This window comes from Agromyces sp. NPDC057679 (genome assembly GCF_042799635.1).
Lineage (GTDB): Bacteria > Actinomycetota > Actinomycetes > Actinomycetales > Microbacteriaceae > Agromyces.
In genome coordinates this window covers 323,945-345,052 of sequence record NZ_JBHVIK010000001.1, presented here as the reverse complement: position 1 = coordinate 345,052, position 21,108 = coordinate 323,945, and the positions used below count along the sequence as shown (strand labels likewise).

At 72.8% G+C, this 21,108-nt stretch carries 17 protein-coding genes; 9 read left to right on the top strand and 8 right to left on the bottom strand.

Features of this window, described 5'->3' with window-relative positions:
• Positions 1-13: 13 nt before the first annotated feature.
• Positions 14-1,495, top strand: a complete 1,482-nt coding sequence (ahcY, locus tag ACFVAJ_RS01590) for an adenosylhomocysteinase (RefSeq protein WP_376941046.1) — start codon at positions 14-16, stop codon at positions 1,493-1,495.
• Between the two features lie 25 nt (positions 1,496-1,520).
• On the opposite strand, the gene ACFVAJ_RS01585 is transcribed toward ahcY, so the two are convergent.
• Positions 1,521-2,363: an RDD family protein gene (locus tag ACFVAJ_RS01585; RefSeq protein WP_376941045.1), complete on the bottom strand. Its 843-nt coding sequence runs from the start codon at positions 2,361-2,363 to the stop codon at positions 1,521-1,523.
• Between the two features lie 17 nt (positions 2,364-2,380).
• Between ACFVAJ_RS01585 and ACFVAJ_RS01580 the strand changes: the two genes are divergently transcribed.
• On the top strand, positions 2,381-3,376 hold the full coding sequence (locus ACFVAJ_RS01580; protein ID WP_376941044.1) for a stage II sporulation protein M: 996 nt from the start codon (positions 2,381-2,383) through the stop codon (positions 3,374-3,376).
• Between the two features lie 119 nt (positions 3,377-3,495).
• Here ACFVAJ_RS01580 and ACFVAJ_RS01575 read toward each other — a convergent pair whose 3' ends face one another.
• The 6 genes from ACFVAJ_RS01575 to ACFVAJ_RS01550 form a co-directional block, all read right to left on the bottom strand.
• Complete coding sequence (locus ACFVAJ_RS01575; protein ID WP_376941043.1) at positions 3,496-4,260, bottom strand: aquaporin; 765 nt, start codon at positions 4,258-4,260, stop codon at positions 3,496-3,498.
• A 186-nt stretch (positions 4,261-4,446) separates the two neighbouring features.
• Positions 4,447-5,784, bottom strand: a complete 1,338-nt coding sequence (locus tag ACFVAJ_RS01570; RefSeq protein ID WP_376941042.1) for a DUF58 domain-containing protein — start codon at positions 5,782-5,784, stop codon at positions 4,447-4,449.
• A 1-nt stretch (position 5,785) separates the two neighbouring features.
• The gene (locus ACFVAJ_RS01565) at positions 5,786-6,790 is read right to left on the bottom strand and encodes an AAA family ATPase (protein ID WP_376941041.1); all 1,005 of its coding nucleotides are present in this window, start codon (positions 6,788-6,790) and stop codon (positions 5,786-5,788) included.
• Positions 6,787-8,061 (bottom strand): DUF4350 domain-containing protein, encoded by a 1,275-nt coding sequence (locus tag ACFVAJ_RS01560; protein ID WP_376941040.1) that lies wholly within the window; start codon positions 8,059-8,061, stop codon positions 6,787-6,789. The genes ACFVAJ_RS01565 and ACFVAJ_RS01560 overlap by 4 nt, the downstream gene beginning before the upstream one ends.
• On the bottom strand, positions 8,058-8,723 hold the full coding sequence (locus ACFVAJ_RS01555) for a hypothetical protein (protein ID WP_376941039.1): 666 nt from the start codon (positions 8,721-8,723) through the stop codon (positions 8,058-8,060). Before ACFVAJ_RS01555 ends, ACFVAJ_RS01560 begins: the two co-directional genes overlap by 4 nt.
• A 2-nt stretch (positions 8,724-8,725) precedes the next feature.
• Complete coding sequence (locus ACFVAJ_RS01550; RefSeq protein WP_376941038.1) at positions 8,726-10,024, bottom strand: hypothetical protein; 1,299 nt, start codon at positions 10,022-10,024, stop codon at positions 8,726-8,728.
• Between the two features lie 155 nt (positions 10,025-10,179).
• On the opposite strand from ACFVAJ_RS01550, the gene mtrA reads away from it, so the two are divergent.
• The 7 genes from mtrA to ACFVAJ_RS01515 all read left to right on the top strand — a co-directional run bounded on the left by mtrA (position 10,180) and on the right by ACFVAJ_RS01515 (position 20,574).
• On the top strand, positions 10,180-10,860 hold the full coding sequence (gene mtrA, locus ACFVAJ_RS01545; RefSeq protein WP_157422484.1) for an MtrAB system response regulator MtrA: 681 nt from the start codon (positions 10,180-10,182) through the stop codon (positions 10,858-10,860).
• A gap of 12 nt (positions 10,861-10,872) precedes the next feature.
• Positions 10,873-12,588: an MtrAB system histidine kinase MtrB gene (gene mtrB / locus ACFVAJ_RS01540; protein WP_376941037.1), complete on the top strand. Its 1,716-nt coding sequence runs from the start codon at positions 10,873-10,875 to the stop codon at positions 12,586-12,588.
• Entirely contained in the window at positions 12,581-14,290 is a 1,710-nt protein-coding gene (locus tag ACFVAJ_RS01535; RefSeq protein ID WP_376941036.1) for a GerMN domain-containing protein, read from the top strand. The genes mtrB and ACFVAJ_RS01535 overlap by 8 nt, the downstream gene beginning before the upstream one ends.
• A 121-nt stretch (positions 14,291-14,411) precedes the next feature.
• Entirely contained in the window at positions 14,412-15,209 is a 798-nt protein-coding gene (locus ACFVAJ_RS01530; RefSeq protein ID WP_376941035.1) for a ComF family protein, read from the top strand.
• Positions 15,210-15,232: 23 nt separating this feature from the next.
• A complete protein-coding gene (hpf, locus tag ACFVAJ_RS01525) occupies positions 15,233-15,937 on the top strand; it encodes a ribosome hibernation-promoting factor, HPF/YfiA family (RefSeq protein WP_376941034.1) in 705 nt (234 codons plus the stop codon).
• A 179-nt stretch (positions 15,938-16,116) separates the two neighbouring features.
• Positions 16,117-18,900: a preprotein translocase subunit SecA gene (secA, locus tag ACFVAJ_RS01520; RefSeq protein ID WP_376941033.1), complete on the top strand. Its 2,784-nt coding sequence runs from the start codon at positions 16,117-16,119 to the stop codon at positions 18,898-18,900.
• A 126-nt stretch (positions 18,901-19,026) separates the two neighbouring features.
• Positions 19,027-20,574, top strand: coding sequence for a carboxylesterase/lipase family protein (locus ACFVAJ_RS01515; protein ID WP_376941032.1), 1,548 nt, complete (start codon positions 19,027-19,029; stop codon positions 20,572-20,574).
• Positions 20,575-20,587: 13 nt separating this feature from the next.
• Here ACFVAJ_RS01515 and ACFVAJ_RS01510 read toward each other — a convergent pair whose 3' ends face one another.
• Complete coding sequence (locus ACFVAJ_RS01510; protein WP_376941031.1) at positions 20,588-21,040, bottom strand: Rv3235 family protein; 453 nt, start codon at positions 21,038-21,040, stop codon at positions 20,588-20,590.
• Between the last annotated feature and the right edge of the window lie 68 nt (positions 21,041-21,108).

Sequence of the window (21,108 nt, the reverse complement as noted above, 5' to 3'; positions counted from 1 at the left end):
GAGAATGGACGGCATGACGACGCTGCCCGCCACCACCGCACTCCCGTACAAGGTCGCTGACCTCTCGCTCGCCGAGGCGGGGCGTCACCAGCTCCGGCTCGCCGAGAACGAGATGCCGGGCCTCATGGCGCTGCGGGCCGAGTTCGCCGAGGCGCAGCCGCTCGCCGGAGCGCGCATCGCGGGCAGCCTCCACATGACGGTGCAGACGGCGGTGCTCATCGAGACGCTCGTCGCGCTCGGCGCGCAGGTGCGCTGGGCGAGCTGCAACATCTTCTCCACGCAGGACGAGGCGGCCGCCGCGATCGTCGTCGGACCCGAGGGCACGGTCGACGAGCCCAAGGGCGTGCCCGTCTTCGCGTGGAAGGGCGAGACGCTCGACGAGTACTGGTGGTGCACCGACCGCATCTTCGACTGGTCGGCCGAGGCCGCCGAGGCGGGCGCCGACTGGATCGGCCCGAACCTGATCCTCGACGACGGCGGCGACGCCACGCTGCTCGTGCACCGCGGACGCGACTTCGAGGCCGCCGGCGTCGTGCCCGAGGCCTCCGCCGCCGACAGCGGCGAGTACCGCGTCATCCTCGACACCCTGCGTCGCTCGCTCGCGACGAGTCCCGACCGCTGGACCCGCATCGCCGAGGAGCTCACGGGCGTGACGGAGGAGACCACGACCGGCGTGCACCGCCTCTACGAGCTGCACGCCGAGGGCGGGCTGCTCTTCCCGGCGATCAACGTCAACGACTCGGTGACGAAGTCGAAGTTCGACAACAAGTACGGCATCCGCCACTCGCTGCCCGACGGCCTGAATCGCGCCACCGACGTGCTCATGGGCGGCAAGGTCGCGTTCGTCGTCGGCTACGGCGATGTCGGCAAGGGGGCCGCGGAGGCGCTGCGCGGCCAGGGCGCCCGCGTCATCGTCAGCGAGGTCGACCCGATCTGCGCGCTCCAGGCCGCGATGGACGGCTACCAGGTCGCCCGCGTCGAGGACGTCGTCGGCGAGGTCGACATCTTCGTCACCTGCACGGGCAACAAGGACGTGCTGCGGCTCGAGCACATGCTCGAGATGAAGCACCTCGCGATCGTCTCGAATGTCGGCCACTTCGACAACGAGATCGACATGGCTGCGCTCGAGGCGCTCGAGGGCGCCGAGAAGGTCGAGATCAAGCCGCAGGTGCACGAGTGGCGCCTGCCGACCGGCCGCTCGATCCTGGTGCTGAGCGAGGGCCGGCTCATGAACCTCGGCAACGCGACGGGCCACCCGTCGTTCGTCATGTCGAACTCGTTCACCAACCAGGTGCTCGCGCAGATCGAGCTGTGGACCCGCATCGACGAGTACCCGATCGGCGTCTACGTGCTGCCGAAGCACCTCGACGAGAAGGTCGCCCGCCTCCACCTCGACGCGCTCGGCGTGCAGCTCACCGAGCTGAGCCCCGAGCAGGCGGCCTACATCGGCGTGCCCGTCGAAGGGCCCTACAAGGTCGACCACTACCGCTACTGAGCGGCCGGATGCCGCGGCCCCCGCGTCAACGCTCGGGGAAGCCGGGCGGGCTCGCGGTGAGCACGGGGGCGAGTGCGGCCATGCGCTCGGTCTCGAGGCCGAGCGCGACGAGGTCGCGTTCGCGCCGGAGCGCGGCGACCCCGGCGAGGAACCGCTCGGCCGGGGCGTCGGGGACCGGCGAGACGTAGGGGGCGACCTCAGCGGCCAGCGACGCCGCCACTCGCTCGCGACTCGCCGGCGCGAGGTGCGGGGCGTTCTGGAAGAACGACGCCACCCGGCGCGCGAGCGGGTCGGGAAGTCGTCCGAGGTCGGCGACGGAGGCCCACGCGGCGAGCTCGACCGGGACTCCGAACGCGGTCGAGGGCGGCACCGGCACGCGCTCGACCTGGCCGTGCGTGCCGGCGAGCAGGTCGCCGAGCCGCTTCGACGAGGGGTTCAGGAAGCCGACGAGCACCGCGAGCCCGCCGAAGGTCATGTAGATCTCGACGACGCCCACGAGCGCGCGGATGAAGGCGTGCCGGAAGCCGATCGCGCCGCCGTCGTCGCGCACCACCCGGAGCCCGAGGGCGAGCTTGCCGAGCGAACGGCCCCGCGAGGCCGTCTCGACGGTCGTCGGCAGTACGACGAGGACCGCCACGAGACCGGTGATCAGCACCGCCCGGAACGCCGCCTCGTCGACGCCGAGGCCCGCGAGCAGGAAGACGAGGCCGATGAGGAGCGCGAGGTTCACGAGCACGTCGATCGCGGCGCCGCCGGCGCGGATGAGCGCGCTCGCGGGCCGGAGATCGAGGCTGACCGCCTCGCCGGTGACCACTCCGTCGTCGTCGAAGCGGGCGAGCCGGACGGGCTCGGCGGTCGATTCGGCCATGGGTAGTATTCAAGCAGATGGACCTCGAAGCGCTCGCCTCAGCCCGCCGTGACGACTGGCAGCGACTCGACGCGCTCGCGCGCAGCCCGCGCCTCAGCGGGCCCGAGACCGACGAGCTCATCGAGCGGTATCAAGCCGGGGCATCCGACCTCTCGCTCGTGAAGTCGACGGCCGGCTCGACCGCCCTCGGCGACCGCCTCTCGCTCTCGCTCGCGCGAGCGCGGCTGCGGTTCACGGGCGCGCCCGAGAACCCGCTGCGCCAGCTCGCGCGGTTCGTCGCACTCGACCTCCCCGCGGCGCTCCACCGCATCCGCTGGCTCACGCTCGCGGTGGCCGTGGCCACGTTCGTCATCGCGGCGCTGTACGCCTGGTGGATCCTCGGCGATCCGCGGGCGCTCGCCTCGATCGGCTCGGAGCGGGAGCTCCGGCAGATCGCCGAGGAGGGCTTCGCCGCCTACTACTCGGAGCACCCGGCCGGCTCCTTCGCCGGCTCCGTGTGGACGAACAACGCGTGGATCGCCGCCCAGTGCGTCGCCTTCGGCGTGCTCGGCGTCTGGGTGCCGTGGGTGATCATGCAGAACGCGCAGAACCTCGGCGTGAACGCCGCGGTCATGTTCGCGTACGACGAGGCCGACACCTTCTTCCTCTACATCGCCCCCCACGGCCTCCTCGAGCTCACCTGCGTGTTCGTCGCGGCGGCGGCGGGCCTGCGCATCTTCTGGGCCTGGGTCGCCCCGGGTCCGAGGCCGCGCGGGGTCGCGCTCGCCGCCGACGCGCGGGCCCTCTTCACCGTGGCCATCGGACTCGTGTTCTTCCTCTTCATCGCGGGCCTCATCGAGGGCTTCGTGACGCCCGCCCCGTGGCCGTGGGCCGTGAAGATCGGCATCGGGGCGCTCGCGCTCGGCGGGTTCCTCTTCTACATGCTCGTGGTCGGCGGGCGGGCGCGGCGCGCAGGGGCGACGGGCGACCTCGCGGCGTTCGACGCCGGGGCCACGCGGGTCGTCTCGGGCTGAGGCGACGAGAGCGCTCCGGGTGCGCGTCTCGCGCTCTTCCGCACCGCCGCGTACCTGCGGTGAGACGACGAAAGGCGGATGCCCCGTGGGGCATCCGCCTTCGTCAGTCGCAGCGTCGACTACGCGGTGAGCTTCGCGGGGCGGTCGAAGACCGCCTTGTAGATCACGCCGGCGAGCAGCGCACCCACGATCGGGGCGACGATCGACGCCCAGAGCTCGGTGAGGGCGAGCTGGCCGCCGAAGATCGCCGTCGCGATCGAGCGGGCCGGGTTGAACGAGCCGTTCGAGACCGGGCCGGCGACGAGCACGAGCACGGTGAGCGTGAGGCCGATCGCGAGCGGGGCGAGGTTCGACGCCGCGCGGCCGGCGGAGGTCACGCCGAGGATCACGAAGAGGAAGATCGCGGTGGCGACGATCTCGACGATGAGGAAGGAGCCGAGGCCGAAGCCGGCCGGCGAGAGCTCGTCGTAGCCGGTCGACACGCTGCGGAAGATCGCGATGTCGAACTTGGGGCCGGTCGAGAGGACGCCGAGCAGCACCACCGAGCCGAGGATGCCGCCGACGACCTGGGCGGCGATGTAGCCGAGCACGTCCTTCCAGGCGAAGCGACCGGCGATCGCGAGCCCGAGCGTGACGGCCGGGTTGAAGTGGCCGCCCGAGATCGGGCCGAAGGCGTAGATGCCGACGACGACCGACAGGCCGAGTGCGAAGGCCACGCCGAGCAGGCCGGTGTTCGCGGAGGAGAAGATCGCCGCGCCGATGACGCCGAAGACGAGGATGAACGTGCCGAGGAGTTCGGCGACGAGCTTCTGAGCGGTCGACGGAGCGGCGACAGCAGGTGCGGTGCCGGCAGGTGCGGTGTCAGCAGGTGCGGTGTCAGACATTGAGTCCCTTTCGTAGGGTGGGCGGGCGCGGACGGCGACCGCTCGAGCGTGGCGCTGCCTCATCGGCGCCTTCCAGAGCGTAGCGAGACTGCGGTTCTGCAGCGGTGAACCCCGCGCGAATGTTCGAAAACTGCGTCGTGTGACGCTGCGAGTCGCCGTCGGCGCGCGGCGGCGGCGGCGGTGGGGTCAGAGGCGCCCGGCGGCCTTGAGCTCGAGGTAGCGATCGGCGAGGGCCGGGGGCAGCTCGTGCGGCGCGGCCGTGACCGTCTGGGCGCCGAGACGGCGGATCGCCGCGCCGACCCGTTCGCCGTCGAGGAGGCCCCGCTCCGCAGCGGCGGCGCCGTAGACCTCGTCGAGGTCGCCGCGCAGCCGGCTGGTCTCGATGAGGGTCGGGTCGGCGACCGAGGCGACGACGACCGTGTGCCGGGCGGTGAGCTGCGGCAGCACGGAGAGCAGACCTCGGGCGGAGCCGGGGGAGTCGGCCGCGGTCAGCAGGACGACGAAGGCGTGGCGGCTCGTCACCGCGCGCACCTGGCCGGGCACGAGCGCCCAGTCGGCTTCGACGAGCTCGGCGTCGATGCCCGCCATCGTGTCGACCATGCGGGCGAGGAGGTCGGCCCCGCTCGCACCGTGCACGCGCCCGCGCAGGCGTCGGTCGGTCGCGAGGAAGTCGACGCGGTCGCCCGCGTGCGACGCGAGCGCCGCGAGGAGCAGCGAGGCCTCGTAACTCGTGTCGAGGCGGGGTTCATCGGCGATGCGCGCCGCCGCGGTGCGCGAGGTGTCGGCGACGATGACGATGCGACGGTCGCGTTCGGGGCGCCAGGTGCGGACCATGAGCCGCGTGTTGCCGGGGACCTCGGGGTCGATGTGGCGCGCGGTCGCCCGCCAGTCGACGGAACGCACGTCGTCACCGCGGACGTACTCGCGGATCGAGTCGAACTCGGTGCCCTGGCCGCGGATGAGGAGCGGCGTCCGTCCGTCGAGCTCGCGCAGCCGGGTCAGCCGCGAGGGCAGGTGCACCCGCGAATGGAACGGCGGCAGCACCCGCACTCGCCCCGGCGCCGCCAAGGTCGCCTGCCGCGCCCACAGCCCGAGCGGCCCGGCCGAGCGGATCGTCACCTGTCCGGTGCGGCGATCGCCACGGCGGGTCGGCACCAGGTGCAGCGTCATCCGCCGGCGCTCGCCCGGCGGGATCGAGAGCCGGGTGCGGTTCGGTCCGGCGACCCCGGCGGAGGGCTCCCATCCGTCGCGGACGGTGGCGCGGAGCATCCGGCCGCCGAGGTTCTGCACCGTGAGCCGGGAGGCGACGTGCTCGCCGAGGCGCACGCGGTCGGGCAGTTCACGGCGGAAGGCGACCGTGCGGGGCGAGGCGGCGAGCGAGAGGTCGACGATGCCGGCACCGGTGACGACGAGAAGCCACCCGACGAGCGCGAGCCAGGCCAGCGGCGCGCTCGAGAGGCCCGCCACGACCACGGGGACGACCCCGAGGGCGACGAGCAGCGCGAATCGACCGGTCAGCGCCATCTCAGAGCGGAACCTGCACCTGCTGCACGATGCCGCGCAGCACCTGGTCGACCGAGACGCCCTCGAGCTCGGCCTCGGGCCGCAGCTGCACCCGGTGGCGCCAGACCGGCAGCAGCATCGCCTGCACGTGGTCGGGGGTGAGGGACTCGAAGCCCGTGAGCCAGGCCCAGGCCTTCGCCGCGGCGAGGAGCCCGGTCGTGCCTCGAGGGCTCACGCCGAGTCGCATCGAGGGGCTGCGCCGGGTCGCACGGGCGAGGTCGACGAGGTAGCCGAGCACGTCGTCCTCGACGCGCACCGCGGCCGCCGCCCGGCGCGCGGCCGCGAGCTCGTCGGCGCCGAGCACCGGCGTGACACCCGCGGCGGCGAGGTCGTGGGGGTCGAAGCCGTCGGCGTGGCGGCGCAGCAGCGAGACCTCGGCCTCGCGCTCGGGCACGTCGAGGACGAGCTTCAGGAGGAAGCGGTCGAGCTGCGCCTCGGGCAGCGCGTAGGTGCCCTCGTACTCGATCGGGTTCTGGGTCGCCGCGACCATGAACGGGTCGGGGAGCGGCCGGGTCACGCCGTCGGCAGAGACCTGGCGTTCCTCCATCGCCTCGAGGAGCGCCGACTGGGTCTTCGGCGGCGTGCGGTTGATCTCGTCGGCGAGCAGGATGTTGGTGAACACCGGGCCCTCGCGGAAGGCGAACTCCCCGGAGCGCGGGTCGTAGGCGAGGGAGCCGGTGACGTCGCCGGGCATGAGGTCGGGCGTGAACTGCAGTCGCCGAGTGTCGAGCTGCAGGGTCCGGCTGAGGGTGCGCACGAGCAGGGTCTTCGCCACGCCGGGCACGCCCTCGAGGAGCACGTGCCCGCGGGTCAGCAGGGCGATGATGAGGCCGGTCACCGCGCCGTCCTGGCCGACGACCGCCTTGCCGACCTCGGTGCGGACGCGGTTCAGCGCGCGCCGCAGTTCGTCGTCGGGCGTGGCGGGCGCCGGCGCAGCGGTCGTCTCGTTCGCGATCGGGTCGGTCATGGTCGCCTTCCTGGGTGTTCCGCATCGTGCGGGGTGGAGGTCTCTGGTGCGAGTGTCGCACGCACGGCGTGCTCGAGGTCGTCGAGCTCGTTCGCGAGCCGCACGAGGTCGCGGTCGCCGACGGGCAGCGCCTCGACGAGCACGGCGCGCACCTGCCACGGGTCACGTCCGGTCGCGGCGGCCGCGGCGGCGGCGATCTCGGAGACGTCGGCGGTGCGAGGCAGTCGCAGCGCCGTGGCGATGCGGGCGATCGCGCCGAGGCGCAACTGGTCGAGCGCGTGCGTGCGGGCGGCGTTCCTGGCGTACAGGCGGGCGCGGCCCACGGCGGTCTCGCCAGCAGGGACGTGCACGGGGAGGTTCTCGACGACGAGCGGACCGAAGCGGCGCCCCCGCCAGATCCCGGCGACGACGGTCACCACGATCGCGAGCGCGAGCACCGGGCTGACCCAGCCGGGCGTGAGCTCGCCGAGCGTGGGCGCCTGGTCGGGGTCGGCGTCGAGCGGGCCGGGCAGGTACCACACGAGTTCATCGGATGCCCCGGCGAGCCCGATGGCGAGCGCCGCATTGCCGCGCTCCGTGATGCGGCCGTTCTCGAACGGGGTCGACGCCCCGACGAGGACGATCCGGCCGTCGCCCGATGAGGGCCCCTCGGCGACGGCGAAGCCGTACTCGCCGTCGCGGAAGCATCCCTGCCAGCCGTCGGCGGTCGCCTCGTCGTCGAGGGTGAACAGACGCTGGCCCGTCGAGAGCGCCCCGGCGTTCTCGGCGGCGGGGAGCTCGCACGCGACGTCGTCGAGCGCGCCGGACGCCGCCCCCGCCATCCGCACGCCGGGTGCGAGCGCCTCGAGTGCGGTGAATCCCGGCTCGACGACGACGAGGCGATCGGAGAACAACGCGAGCCGGCTGAGCCGCTGCTCGTCGAGCAGGCCGAACTCGTCGAACACGAGCACCGTGGCACCGGACTTCGCCGCGGTGAGCGCGGTGTCGAAGTCGGCGGCGGCCTCGACCTCGACGCCGTGGGAGCCGAGCACCTCGACCAGGGCCTTGGCCCCGAGCGGGGCCGGGTTGTCGGCGCCGAGGCGCTGCCCCGCGCCCGCGGCCCCGCCGCGGAGGACGAGCAGCGCGATCGCGCCGAGCACGAGCACGACCGCGAAGACGATCCAGATGCGTCGGCGGCGGACGCCGGCGCGGAACGTCGGCGTGATGGCGTCGGCGGGCACCGCATCGGCGGTGCCGGAGGGTGCCGCCGCGGAGGGCGGTGCCGCCGTCACCGGACGGCCCCCGCCGCCTCGGCGTCGGCGGCGGCGTCGGCGTCGCCGGCCGGTCGCGTCCGGGCGAGCTCCGCCTCGAGTTCGCTCATGCGCTCGTACGCCGCCGCGCTGCCGGTCCCGCCCAGGTAGCGGACCCCGTCGAACTCGGCGGCGGCGGACGCGAGATCCTGATCGCGACCGGGGAACGGACGCGCGGCCGCGATCGCGAAGGCATGGGCGGTGGTGCCGGGGTGCACCTGCACGAGGTCCCGGTCGACCGCACCCCTGACGAGTGCGCGGAAGCGCTCCTCGATGGCGAGCGGCCAGTCGCCGTCCGACGCGGCGAGCTCTGCGGCGCGCCGGAGCGCCGCGAGGTCGCGACGGTCATCGTCGTCGAAGAGCGGGACGGCGGCGGACCGTCGCCGACGGAGACGAGGGGCGCCGAAGACCAGGAAGGCGACGACGACGATCGCGGCGACGACGAGGACGACGATGAGCGTCACGACCGGCGCGGGCACGCCGCCGGCGCCGCCCAGGAGGTCGGCGAACCAGTCGCGGACGGCCTGCATCGCGAGGTCGAAGGCAGTGGGCTTCGAGTTCTGGTATTCGGGCTTCGCGAGTTCGTCCTCGAGCCACCGACGCGCTTCGGGTGCGTCGGGGTCGAGCGGGGTCAGGACGAGCACCGTCAGTGCCGCGGCTGCCCGGGCTCGCCCGCCTCGGGCGGCGTCGGCCAGGCCGTCTCGGGCGGGGTCGGTGCCGGGGCGTGCGGCGTCCAGGCGGGGGCAGCGGGCGGCGGCGCGTACGGGTCGCCCGTCGGGGCCGCGCCCGCATCGCGCTGCTCGACGTGGCGGGCGAGCTCGAGGTCGAGCCCCTCGGTGCGCATGCGGAGGTCGATGTAGATGACGGCGACGAGCGCGCTCTGCACGACCGCCGTGATCGCACCGATGAGCACCGACAGCACGAGGGTGACCACGCTCGTCGCGATCGTGATGCCGATCGCGGCCCCCGAACCGGTCGGGTCGATGATCGCGGCGAGGATGGTGCCGACGAGCGACACCGGCTGCACGACGATCTGCGCGGCCACGTTCAGGATGAGCCCGACGAGCAGCAGGGTGCCGAAGGTGCGCCAGAAGTACCCGTTCGTGAGCCGCCACGACCGCCGTACGGCCGGCCCGATCCCGGCGTGCTCGAGCACGATGATGCTCGGCACGATCGAGAGCTTCGTGCCGAGCCAGGCGCCGAGGACGGCGAGCCCGAGCACTCCGATGATGGTGACGAGCACCGCACCGATCAGGGCGCCGGGCGAGGTGAGCGCGGCGACGACGATGATGCCGGTGAACACGGCCACGACGATGAGCAGCGCGAGGGTGACGAGCGCCGTCCACCCGAGCAACGGCCAGATGCGGCGTGCGGCGCGCCGCCAGAGCGCCCCGAATCCGAGGCGCTCGCCGAGGGTCCCGGTGGCGACCTCGACCACCATGACGCCCTGGAGGAAGGCGCCGGCGACGAGCGTGAGGGCGACCGGGACGAGCATGAGCAGGAGGAAGGCGCCCACCCCGCCCGACATGACCGCGTCCATGTCTTCAGTGGCGGCGTTCTCGACGCGGGTGAAGATGAACACCATGAACGGCACGACGACGGCGAGCGTCGCGAGCGCCGAGACGAGCTGCACCACGAGCCCGCTGCCGAAGGTCGCGGCCGGGTTGCGGCGCAGCGCCTGGAACGGCGCCCAGAGCAGCGTGCCGAAGCTCAGCGGCCGCAGCGGCAGGAGTCCGGGCTTCGGCGGCGGCGCCCAGGCCCCGGGCGGCGGCTGGACCCAGGGCTGCTGCTGCGGCGGGGGCGGGCCGTAACCCGGGACGGGCGGAGCCGGGGGTGCGCCGTAGGGCGGCGGAGCCGGGGGTGCGCCGTAGGGCGGCGGAGCCGGGGCATCCGGAGCCGAACCGCTCGCCGGACTGCCGGGCGCCTGCCAGTCGTGATCCGACACCTGTACGCACTCCTTCCGGCGGGGTGCCCCCATGCTCGCACATTCGGCCGACCCGCACGCCGACCGACTACGCTGGAGCGCACCAGACCGCGCCGCGTCGCACGGCACCGACACGGGCCGCGCCGCGTCGCACGGCACCGACAGGAATGAACGGCATGACTTCACGCGTACTCGTCGTCGACGACGACACGGCCCTCGCCGAGATGATCGGCATCGTGCTGCGCACCGAGGGCTTCGAGCCGGTCTTCTGCGCCGACGGCGCCGGCGCGCTCGCCGCGTTCCGCGAGTCGAAGCCCGACCTCGTCCTGCTCGACCTGATGCTCCCCGGCATGGACGGCATCGAGGTGTGCGGTCGCATCCGCGCCGAGTCGGGCACGCCGATCATCATGCTGACGGCGAAGTCCGACACGGCCGACGTCGTGAAGGGCCTCGAATCCGGCGCCGACGACTACATGGTCAAGCCCTTCAACCCGAAGGAGCTGGTCGCCCGCATCCGCACCCGGCTCCGGCCGACCCCCGACCCGGTCGTCGCGACGCTCGGCATCGGCGACCTCGTGATCGACGCGGCCGGGCACGAGGTGCGTCGCGGCGAGACCCGCATCAACCTCACCCCGCTCGAGTTCGACCTGCTCCTCACCCTCGCCTCGAAGCCGCAGCAGGTGTTCACCCGCGAGATGCTGCTCGAACAGGTCTGGGGCTATCACTACAAGGCCGACACGCGGCTCGTGAACGTGCACGTGCAGCGGCTGCGGGCGAAGGTCGAGCACGACCCCGACAACCCGCGCATCGTCATGACGGTGCGCGGCGTCGGCTATCGCGCCGGCGCGACGACCTAGGCGACGGGCCGGATGACCGAGACCTCCGCCACGGCGATCCCGTTCACGGGTTCGTGGCGCGAGCTGCCGAGGCGGCTGAACGCGCTCTGGCGGCGGTCGCTGCAGTTCCGCACGGTCCTCATCACCATCGCGCTCTCCTCGCTCGCGATCTTCGTGATCGGCCTGTACATCTCCTTCAGCGTGGCGTCGAACCTGTTCCAGAGCCAGCTCGACCAGTCCCTCGCCGCCGCGAACAACGCGACGGTGGCGGCGCAGCGCATCCTCAACTCCTCCGACGCCGCCGACCGCGGTGCGCTGCAGAGCCTCATGGCCTCGACGGTGCGCACGGTGCAGACGACGTCGGGATCCAACTCGATCGTCTACTTCCGGGTGCCGACCGAGACGGCCGTGCGCGATGCACCGCCCGACCGCGGCGATCCGCAGGTGAGCGCGGTCATCACCGACGAGCTGCGCGAGCGGGTGCAGGCCAACCCCGACGGACAGTTCTGGCAGTCGGTCGCGCTCGAGAACGCCGACGGAGGCACCGACCCGGGCGTGGTGGTCGGCAGCACCCTCGAGGTGCCGAGAGTGGGCGACTACGAGCTCTACATCGGCTACGACTTCGCCGATGCCCAGCAGACCCTCGGCTTCATGCAGGCGGTCGGCGTGCTCGGCGCGATCGCGCTCATCGTGCTGCTCAGCGCGATCACGCTGCTCGTCGTGCGCTGGGTGATCGAGCCGATCCGATCGGCGGCCGCGACGAGCCGGCGCCTGGCCGCGGGCGACCTCGGCGTGCGCATGCCCTCGAAGGGAGAAGACGAGCTGGCGACCCTCGCCGCCTCGTTCAACGGCATGGCCGACAGCCTGCAGGCCCGCATCCGCGAGCTCGCCGAGCTCTCGGTCATGCAGCAGCGCTTCGTCTCCGACGTCTCGCACGAGCTGCGCACCCCGCTCACGACCATCAGGCTCGCAGGCGACGTGCTGTACGGGCAGCGCGAGGACTTCCCCGGACCGACGTCGCGCACGGTCGAGCTGCTGCACACGCAGACCGAGCGCTTCGAGACGCTGCTCGCCGACCTGCTCGAGATCAGCCGCTACGACGCCGGTTCGGTCGAGCTCACGACCGAGCCCACGAACCTCGTGCACCTCGCGGGCGACGCGATCGAGTCGATGCACGAGCTGGCGCGCGAGCGCGGCAGCGAGCTGCGGCTCGTCGCGCCGGGCGGCCATCTCGACGCCGACGTCGACCCCCGCCGCATCCGCCGCATCGTGCGCAATCTCCTCGGCAACGCGATCGAGCATGGCGAGGGGCGCCCGATCGTCGTGTCGGTCGACAGCAACCCCTCGGCGATCGCCCTGTCGGTGCGCGACTACGGGCTCGGCATGACCGAGGAGGAGAGCGCTCGCGTGTTCGACCGGTTCTGGCGCGCCGACCCGAGCCGAACCCGAACGATCGGCGGAACCGGCCTCGGCCTCGCGATCTCGCTCGAGGACGCGGTCGCCCACCGGGGCACGCTCGACGTGTGGTCGCGGCAGGGCACCGGCACCGTGTTCCGGCTCACGCTCCCGCGCGGCGTCGACGCCGAGGCGGTCGTCTCGCCGCTGCCGCTCGAGCCCGACGACGCGCACGCGAGCGGGCCGCCGCCGACGGGCGTCGTCGCCGCGGTCGACGTCGACGCGGGAGCCGAGCGCGGGGCGGCCGCCGGTCGTCCCTCGGATGCCACGGAGAAGGGGGTCCGCGATGCGTAGACGTGCGCTCGGGGCATCCCTCGCGCTCGCGATGGCGGCGCTGCTCAGCGGCTGCGTCGCGCTGCCGACTTCGGGGCCCGTCGGAGTCGGCAACCCCGACCCGGTGGAGGAGTCGGCGGAGCTCGACACCTTCATCCGCCCACCGCAGGCCGGGGCGACGCCCGATCAGATCGTGCAGGGGTTCATCGAGGCCGCTGCGAGCCCGCGCGGCAACTACGCTGCCGCCAGGCAGTTCCTCACCGACGAGTTCTCGGCCGAGTGGGTGCCGGGCGCGGGTGCGACGATCGACGTGCTCGCCGACCGTTCGATCGAGGAGCCCGTGGTCGCCGACGACGCCGCCGAGACCCAGCTCTCGGTGGGGGCGACCCCGGCGGCCGAGCTCATGTCGAACGGCCAGTACGAGCTGCCGGACTCGACGGCGGAGGTCACGCTGCCCTATCGCCTCGAACGGGTGGACGGCGAGTGGCGCATCTCGGAGGCCCCGGACGGCATCCTCATCGACGAGCTGACCTTCGGCGACGTGTTCCAGCCGTACGAGCTCGCCTTCTTCGATCCGACCTTCCGCTACCTGGTGCCCGACCTGCGCTGGTTCGCGGGCCGCGACTCCGCCCAGACGAGCATCGTGCGGGCCCTGCTCGCCGGGCCGGCCGAGTGGCTCGCGCCCGGGGTCGAGACGGCCTTCCCCGAGGGCGTCTCGCTCGAGACGAGCTCGGTGCCGATCGCCAACGGCATCGCGAGCGTCGAGCTCTCGGGGGCGTCGTTCGACGACGTCCTGACCGTGCAGCGCATGCAGGAGCAGCTCGACGAGAGCCTCGTGGGCGTCGTGCGCAACGTCGACGAGGTCGTGCTCGCGATCGACGGGGCGGTGCAGGACGTGCCGCCGCTCGACGACGCGCCGATCCACGACCCGCCCGTCGATCCGCGCCCGGTCGTCTACGACGGCGCCGCCTTCGGCCATCTCGCCGCCTCGGGCGACGAGATCGAGCCGATCCAGGACATCTCGCCGCAGATCGAGGGGCTCTCCCCGACGGCGGCCGCGGTCGGCCCTCGCGGCGACTCGGTCGCGGTGCGCAACCCGGCCGGCGTCTCGGTCGTCCTGCCCGGCGAGCCCGCCGAGGTGCGCGATCCGCGACAGGGGCTGATCACGCCGGCCATCGATCCCGAGGGGGTCGTCTGGTCGGTGCCGGCCACGGCGCCGGGCGAGCTCGTCGCGTACCTGCCGAGCGGCGAGGAGCGCGAGCGCCCCATCCCGGTGCCGTGGTCGGGGTCGACGATCGCGGCGCTCGAGGTCTCGCGCGACGGCACCCGGATCATCGCCCTCCTGGGCGAAGGGGTCGGCACCCGCTTCGTCGCGGCGTCGATCGAGCGTGACGCCGACGGCATGCCGGTCGCCCTCGGCCCCGTGGTGCTCGACCTGTCGGGGCTCGCCGGGACGCCGCGCGACGTGGCGTGGCTCGACGCCAACACGGTCGCGTCGCTGACCTCGCTGCCCGGCGGCGACACGCGTCTCGTCGTGGAGGAGCTCGGCGGAGTGCCCGACACCATCGCAGGGCCCGAGGGCGGCGTCCAGCTCGACGCCGGCAACGGGGAGCGCGATCTCCGCGTGCTCACCTCGGCCGGAACCCTCGACGTGCAGAGCGGCGTGGGCTGGCAGGTCCGGGCGGAGGGCATCGAGTTCGTCGCGGCCCAGATGCCCGGCTGAACCGTCGGACGCGCGCTCGGCGGCGCCGACCGCTCCTCCCCAGCGCGCTCGGCCGGTCGCTGCGTCGCCCGACCGCGCTCGCCGCGACCGGTTCGGCGCGGGGGGAGCCAGACTCCGTCGGGTGAATCCGTCTCCGGCCCGGCTCCTCGCCCGCGTCACGGCGACCGCCCGCGACGCCGCCCTCGACGGCCTGGCGGTGCTCGCCCCGGTCGCCTGCGCGGGCTGCGGCGCCCACGACCGTGCCGTGTGCACCGGATGCCTCGAGGCCCTCGCCCCGACGCCCCGAACGGTGACCCGGCCGATTCCGAGCCCCGCCGCACCGATCGTCGTGCACGCCTCGCTGGAGTACGCGGGCCCCGTCGCCGCGATCCTCGCCGCGTTCAAGGACGGCGGGCGCACGGACGCCGTGCGGCCCCTCGCCTGCGCCATGCGAGCGGCGGTCGTCGCCGCGCTCGCCGACGCCGCGCCGGGCGCCCCCGTCGAGCTGTGCACGGTGCCCTCGACCCGCCGTGCGCTGCGCGAGCGGGGCTACGCACCCGTTGAACTGCTGCTCGCACGCAGCGGCGTCCGTCCCTCCCGAGTCCTCCGCCTCGCGCGCGACCGCGCCGACCAGGCCGGACTCGACCAGGCGGCGCGGCGGGCGAACGCCGCAGGGGGACTCGTCGCCGCCCGCCGGCTCGACGGGCGGCGATTCCTGCTGGTCGACGACATCCTCACGACCGGGTCGACGCTCGCCGAGGCGGCACGCGCCGTGCGGTCCGCGGGCGGCTCGGTCGCCGGTTCGGCGGTGCTCGCCGAGACCCCGTTGCGTCACATTCGGCTCTCGGCGAACTCTGGGGAAGCGCCCCGTGACAATGACGGTCAAGCGGGCTACGGTGGCAGGACAGGCGTGGTCGATCCACCCTTCAGAACCGGGTGACACGCCGGTGAACGGAGGTCGTCATGGAACTGAACATCGTCGGACGAAACCTGGGGATCACGGACCGCTTCCGCGCCTACGCGACGGAGAAGTCCGAGAAGGTCACGCACCTCAACGACCGGGCCATCTCCCTCGACGTGAAGCTCAGCCGTCACAACGAGAAGAACGGCAACCCGGGTCTCGACCGCGTCGAGCTGACCCTGTTCGGCAAGGGGCCGGTGGTGCGGGCGGAGGCCGACGGCACCGACAAGTACGCGGCGTTCGACGTCGCGCTCGGGCGATTGCTCGAACGCATCAGGAGGGCGAAGGACCGGCGGAAGGTCCATCGAGGAGGCAACCACCGCCACACCTCCCTCCGCGAGGCCACCGACGCCGGCTTCGCCGACGTGGGCGTGCAGGCCGCGGCACCCGAGGTGCTCGAGCGAGTGCGCACCGGGGCCATCCCCGTCGTGTCCGAGGCCGACGGGATGGAGGAGGACGAGGTCTACAGCCCCGTCGTGATCAGGCGCAAGGTCTTCGCGTCGACGCCCATGACCGTCGACGACGCGCTCTACTTCATGGAACTCGTGGGGCACGACTTCTACCTCTTCGTCGACGCCGAGTCGAACCGCCCGAGCGTGGTCTACCGCCGCAAGGGCTGGGACTACGGGCTCATCGGCCTCGACGAGAACTCCGACGCCGTGCTCGACAGCCCCGTGACGAAGGGGCGCGAGCCCGTGGCATCCTGACCCGACGCATGCTCTGAACCGGCGACCCCGCTCCGTATCGCACGATGCCGAGCGGGGTCGCTCAGGCTGCGGCCCACTAGCATGGCTATGATGACCGCTGGACAGGCGGCAGTGGGCGCCGCCGCCACCCGAGGCGGGCACCGACGACGCAGCGCCCGATGAAACACAGGAGAACATTCGTGGCTTCGATTCTTGAAAAGGTCCTCCGCGTCGGCGAGGGCCGAACCCTCAAGCGGCTCGAGAACTACGCGTCGGCGATCAACGCCCTCGAAGAGGGCTTCCAGGCGCTCAGCGACGAGGAGCTGAAGCACGAGACCGTCGAGCTTCGCGAGCGCTACGCGAGCGGCGAGTCGCTCGACGACCTGCTGCCCGAGGCGTTCGCCGCGGTCCGCGAGGCGTCGCGCCGCACCCTCGGCCTCCGGCACTTCGACGTGCAGCTCATGGGCGGCGCGGCCCTCCACCTCGGCAACATCGCCGAGATGAAGACCGGTGAGGGCAAGACCCTCGTCGCGACGACCGCCGCGTACCTCAACGCGCTCACGAGCCGCGGCGTGCACGTGATCACGGTGAACGACTTCCTCGCGAGCTACCAGTCGGAGCTGATGGGCCGCGTCTTCCGCGCGCTCGGCATGACGACCGGATGCATCGTGGCGGGCCAGACGCCGCAGGTCCGCCGCGAGCAGTACGCGGCCGACATCACCTACGGCACGAACAACGAGTTCGGATTCGACTACCTGCGCGACAACATGGCGTGGCAGGCCTCCGACATGGTGCAGCGCGGCCACTACTTCGCGATCGTCGACGAGGTCGACTCGATCCTCATCGACGAGGCGCGCACCCCGCTCATCATCTCGGGCCCCGCCTCGGGCGAGGCGAACCGCTGGTTCGCCGAGTTCGCGCGTCTCGCCGACCGGCTCGTTCCCGGCGAGGACTTCGAGGTCGACGAGAAGAAGCGCACGGTCGGCGTGCTCGAGCCCGGCATCGAGAAGGTCGAAGACTACCTGGGCATCGACAACCTCTACGAGTCGGCGAACACCCCGCTCATCTCGTTCCTCAACAACTCGATCAAGGCCAACGCGCTGTTCAAGCGCGACAAGGACTACGTCGTGATGAACGGCGAGGTGCTGATCGTCGACGAGCACACCGGTCGCATCCTCGTGGGCCGCCGCTACAACGAGGGCATCCACCAGGCGATCGAGGCGAAGGAGGGCGTGCAGGTCAAGGCCGAGAACCAGACCCTCGCCACCGTCACGCTCCAGAACTACTTCCGCCTCTACTCGAAGCTCTCCGGCATGACGGGTACCGCCGAGACCGAGGCGGCCGAGTTCATGTCGACCTACAAGCTCGGCGTCGTGCCCATCCCGACGAACAAGCCGATGGTCCGCATCGACCAGTCCGACCTCGTGTACAAGAACGAAGAGGTCAAGTTCGCCCAGGTCGTGGAGGACATCGTCGAGCGCCACAAGCAGGGCCAGCCCGTGCTCGTCGGCACGACGAGCGTCGAGAAGAGCGAGTACCTTTCGCGCCTGCTCGCGAAGAAGGGCGTGCGGCACGAGGTGCTGAACGCGAAGAACCACGCCCGCGAGGCCGCGATCGTGTCGCAGGCGGGCCGCCTCGGCGCGGTCACCGTCGCCACGAACATGGCCGGCCGCGGCACCGACATCATGCTCGGCGGCAACGCCGAGTTCATCGCCGTGCAGCAGATGCACGAGCGGGGCCTCTCGCCGGCCGAGACGCCCGAGGAGTACGAGGCCGCGTGGGACGGCGTGTTCGAGGCCGTCAAGGCCGAGGTCGACGTCGAGGCCGAGAAGGTGCTCGCCGCCGGCGGCCTCTACGTGCTCGGCACCGAGCGTCACGAGTCGCGGCGCATCGACAACCAGCTGCGCGGCCGCTCGGGCCGTCAGGGCGACCCCGGTGAGAGTCGCTTCTACCTGTCGCTGACCGACGACCTCATGCGCCTCTTCAACGCCGGTGCGGCCGAGAACCTGATGGCGCGCGGCGTGCCCGACGACGTCGCGATCGAGTCGAAGGTCGTCTCGCGGGCGATCCGCTCGGCGCAGTCGCAGGTCGAGGCCCGCAACGCCGAGATCCGCAAGAACGTGCTGAAGTACGACGACGTCCTCAACCGCCAGCGCGAGGCGATCTACGGCGACCGCCGTCACATCCTCGAGGGCGACGACCTGCACGAGCGCACGCAGAAGTTCCTCGAGGACGTGATCGACGAGGTGCTCGCGCAGCACACCGCCGAGGGCAACCCCGACGAGTGGGACTTCGACGCCCTCTGGACCGAGCTGAAGACCCTCTACCCGGTCGGCATCACGATCGACGAGGTCGTCGCCGAGGCGGGCGAGAAGGGCCGCGTCAACCGCGAGTTCGTGCGCCGCGAGATCCTCTCCGACGCGAAGCTCGCCTACCAGCGCCGCGAGGAGCAGCTCGGCAGTCCGGCGATGCGCGAGCTCGAGCGCCGCGTGGTGCTCTCGGTCATCGACCGTCGCTGGCGCGACCACCTCTACGAGATGGACTACCTGAAGGACGGCATCGGCCTGCGCGCGATGGCCCAGCGCGACCCGCTGGTCGAGTACCAGCGCGAGGGATTCGCGATGTTCCAGCAGATGATGGGCTCGATCCGCGAGGAGACGGTCGGCTTCCTCTTCAACCTCGAGGTCGAGGTCGCACCGCAGGGCGGTACGGGCCCGACGATCGAGGCGAAGGGCCTCGGCCGGCAGGGCGCCTCCGACGACAAGCTCAGCTACACCGCGCCGAGCGACTCGGGCGGCGTCGAGGTGCGCAACCAGCGCGGCCAGGTGCAGCAGGCCGCGACCCAGCGCGCGCGTCGTGCGGTCGCCGAGAGCCAGGCACCCGCCGCCGAGCCCGAGCGCGGCGCCTTCGGCCAGCGTGCGGGCGGCGAAGTCGCCCCGCAGAACCGTTCGGAGCGTCGCGCCCAGGAGCGCAAGGGGCGCTGAGTCCCCGTCGACGTCCGCGGCCCGCGAGTTCCTCCGAACTCGCGGGCCGCGCTCGTTCCCGGGTACGGTGCCCACGAGCGCCGCGCGCCCCGTACGATCGGAGGATCGCCCACTCGAGGAGGAGCCATGGCGTCACGACCCGATGATGCGTCCGCGCTGCGTTCGGACACGATCGACGAGTCCGGCGAGGCGGTGATCACCAGGGTCGGCGGCGGGATGCTCCGCGGCTCGCGCTCAGGCGGCATCGTCCGGTTCCTCGGGGTGCCCTACGCCGCGGCACCGTTCGGGCCCCTGCGGTTCGCCGCACCCGCGCCGCACCCCGGTTGGTCCGGCGAGCGGGATGCCACACGACCCGGTGCCACCGCGCCGCAGGCGCCGTACGGCGGCGGTCTCGAGCGGGTGCTGCCGAGCGTCGAGGTGGCGGGCGACGAGATCCTGAACGTGAACGTCTGGGCGCCCGAGCCCGGGCAGGCCGATCCGACGCCCGAGTTCGACGGCGTCGGCGGGCCGCAGGCTCCGGCCGGCGGGCGGGCGCTGCAGCCCGTGCTCGTCTGGGTGCACGGGGGCGCGCTGTCGCGCGGCGCGAACGCCCTCGACAGCTACGACGGCAGCTCGTTCGCCCGCGACGGCGTCGTCTTCGTGGCGATCAACTACCGGCTCGGCTCAGAGGGATTCTCGGTGCTCGAGGGAGCGCCACTGAACCTCGGACTCCTCGACGTCATCGCGGCCCTCCGCTGGGTACGGCGCGAGATCGGCGCGTTCGGCGGCGACCCCGGGCAGATCACCGTCGCCGGGCAGTCCGCCGGAGCCTCGCTCATCGCCGCGGCGCTCGCCCACCCCGACGGGAAGGGCCTCGCCGACCGGGCGATCCTGCAGAGCGGACCGCTCGCCGCGCGACCGCGCGAGCGGGCGGGACGCATCACCCGGCTGATCGCCAAGGACCTCGGCATCGCCGCCGACCGCGACGCCTTCGCCTCGGTCGCGCCCGACGAGCTCGTCGCCGCGCAACTTCGGGTCACCGCCGGCACGACGCCGGTCACCGGAGGCCCGGGCTTCGCGCTCGCCGTCGGCGAGGGGCTCGCCGACCCCGAGGACGTGCTCGGAGCGGGAGCCGCCGACGCGATCCCCGTGCTCATCGGCTCGACCCGCGAGGAGGCGCGGCTCTGGCTCGAACCGACCGGCCTCACGGCGCGCATCAGCGCCCTGCACCTCGCCGCGGCCCGGCTCAGCTTCAAGATCCGCGGCGCCACCATGCGCGTCTACCGGCGGAACAGGCCCGGCGCGAGTCGTGGCGAGCTGTTCGGGGCGCTCGCCACGGACCTCCTGCTCCGGCTTCCGATCAACCGGTTCGCCGACGCCCGCCTCGGGCGCGGCGCCGCGACGTGGGTGTACGAGTTCGGCTGGTCGAGCCCGCGCCTCGGTCTCGGCGCTGCGCACTGCATGGAGCTGCCCGCGGTCTTCGACCGGCTCGACGCCGCCGACGCGCTCGCGCTCACCGGGGGAGCCGCGCCCGAGTCGCTCGCCGGCGAGATGCACGGCGCGTGGGTCGCGTTCGCCACGCAGGGCGACCCGGGATGGGAACGATGGACGGCCGAGCGGCCGGTGCGCACCTTCGACGCGCAGACGCGCACCGTGCTCGCCCCCAGGGAGGACGAGCGAGCCTGCTGGGACTGAGCTTCAGGCCCGGTCAGAGCACGCTGACGGCGCTCGCGCGCCAGCGCCGGTCGAAGCCCTCGAGGCGGATCGCCACCGCCCGGGAGCGCGCACGCTGATGCACCAGCACGACCGCCTCGACGACGCCCTCGGCGGGCTCGTGGAGGTGCACCCGACCGATCGCGAACGTGGGGCGCTGCGCCTGCTGGCCCTTGACCCGGCGAGCCCTGGCCGCGAGCACGGCCCGCTTCGACAGCGCTCGGTAGACGTCGTCGGTGACCCAGCGTGCGAGCTGCTCGAGGTCGCGAGCCCCGGCGAGCGACTCGAGGACGCAGTGGGTGAGGTTGCGCAGCAACGGCTCGGGGTCGGGGAGCTCCGAGCTCCGCGTCGGCTGGCGTGCGAAGTAGTCGTCGTCCAGCTCGAGGTGGCGGGCGGCACTGCCCTGCACCGCGGCCGTTCGGGCGGCAGCGGCATCGCGTACGGTCATCTTTGCTCCAGTAGGGCTGGGAGTCGCCGTTCGGGGCAGCGACGAGGCTCACCCCCCGAGAGGGGGAC

What these genes read in the sequence shown, in the direction of transcription:
- ahcY (WP_376941046.1), top strand. Translation starts at nt 14, where the DNA reads ATGACGACGCTGCCCGCCACCACCGCACTCCCGTACAAGGTCGCTGAC.
- ACFVAJ_RS01585 (WP_376941045.1), bottom strand. Translation starts at nt 2,363, where the DNA reads ATGGCCGAATCGACCGCCGAGCCCGTCCGGCTCGCCCGCTTCGACGAC.
- ACFVAJ_RS01580 (WP_376941044.1), top strand. Translation starts at nt 2,381, where the DNA reads ATGGACCTCGAAGCGCTCGCCTCAGCCCGCCGTGACGACTGGCAGCGA.
- ACFVAJ_RS01575 (WP_376941043.1), bottom strand. Translation starts at nt 4,260, where the DNA reads ATGTCTGACACCGCACCTGCTGACACCGCACCTGCCGGCACCGCACCT.
- ACFVAJ_RS01570 (WP_376941042.1), bottom strand. Translation starts at nt 5,784, where the DNA reads ATGGCGCTGACCGGTCGATTCGCGCTGCTCGTCGCCCTCGGGGTCGTC.
- ACFVAJ_RS01565 (WP_376941041.1), bottom strand. Translation starts at nt 6,790, where the DNA reads ATGACCGACCCGATCGCGAACGAGACGACCGCTGCGCCGGCGCCCGCC.
- mtrA (WP_157422484.1), top strand. Translation starts at nt 10,180, where the DNA reads ATGACTTCACGCGTACTCGTCGTCGACGACGACACGGCCCTCGCCGAG.
- mtrB (WP_376941037.1), top strand. Translation starts at nt 10,873, where the DNA reads ATGACCGAGACCTCCGCCACGGCGATCCCGTTCACGGGTTCGTGGCGC.
- ACFVAJ_RS01535 (WP_376941036.1), top strand. Translation starts at nt 12,581, where the DNA reads ATGCGTAGACGTGCGCTCGGGGCATCCCTCGCGCTCGCGATGGCGGCG.
- hpf (WP_376941034.1), top strand. Translation starts at nt 15,233, where the DNA reads ATGGAACTGAACATCGTCGGACGAAACCTGGGGATCACGGACCGCTTC.
- ACFVAJ_RS01515 (WP_376941032.1), top strand. Translation starts at nt 19,027, where the DNA reads ATGGCGTCACGACCCGATGATGCGTCCGCGCTGCGTTCGGACACGATC.
- ACFVAJ_RS01510 (WP_376941031.1), bottom strand. Translation starts at nt 21,040, where the DNA reads ATGACCGTACGCGATGCCGCTGCCGCCCGAACGGCCGCGGTGCAGGGC.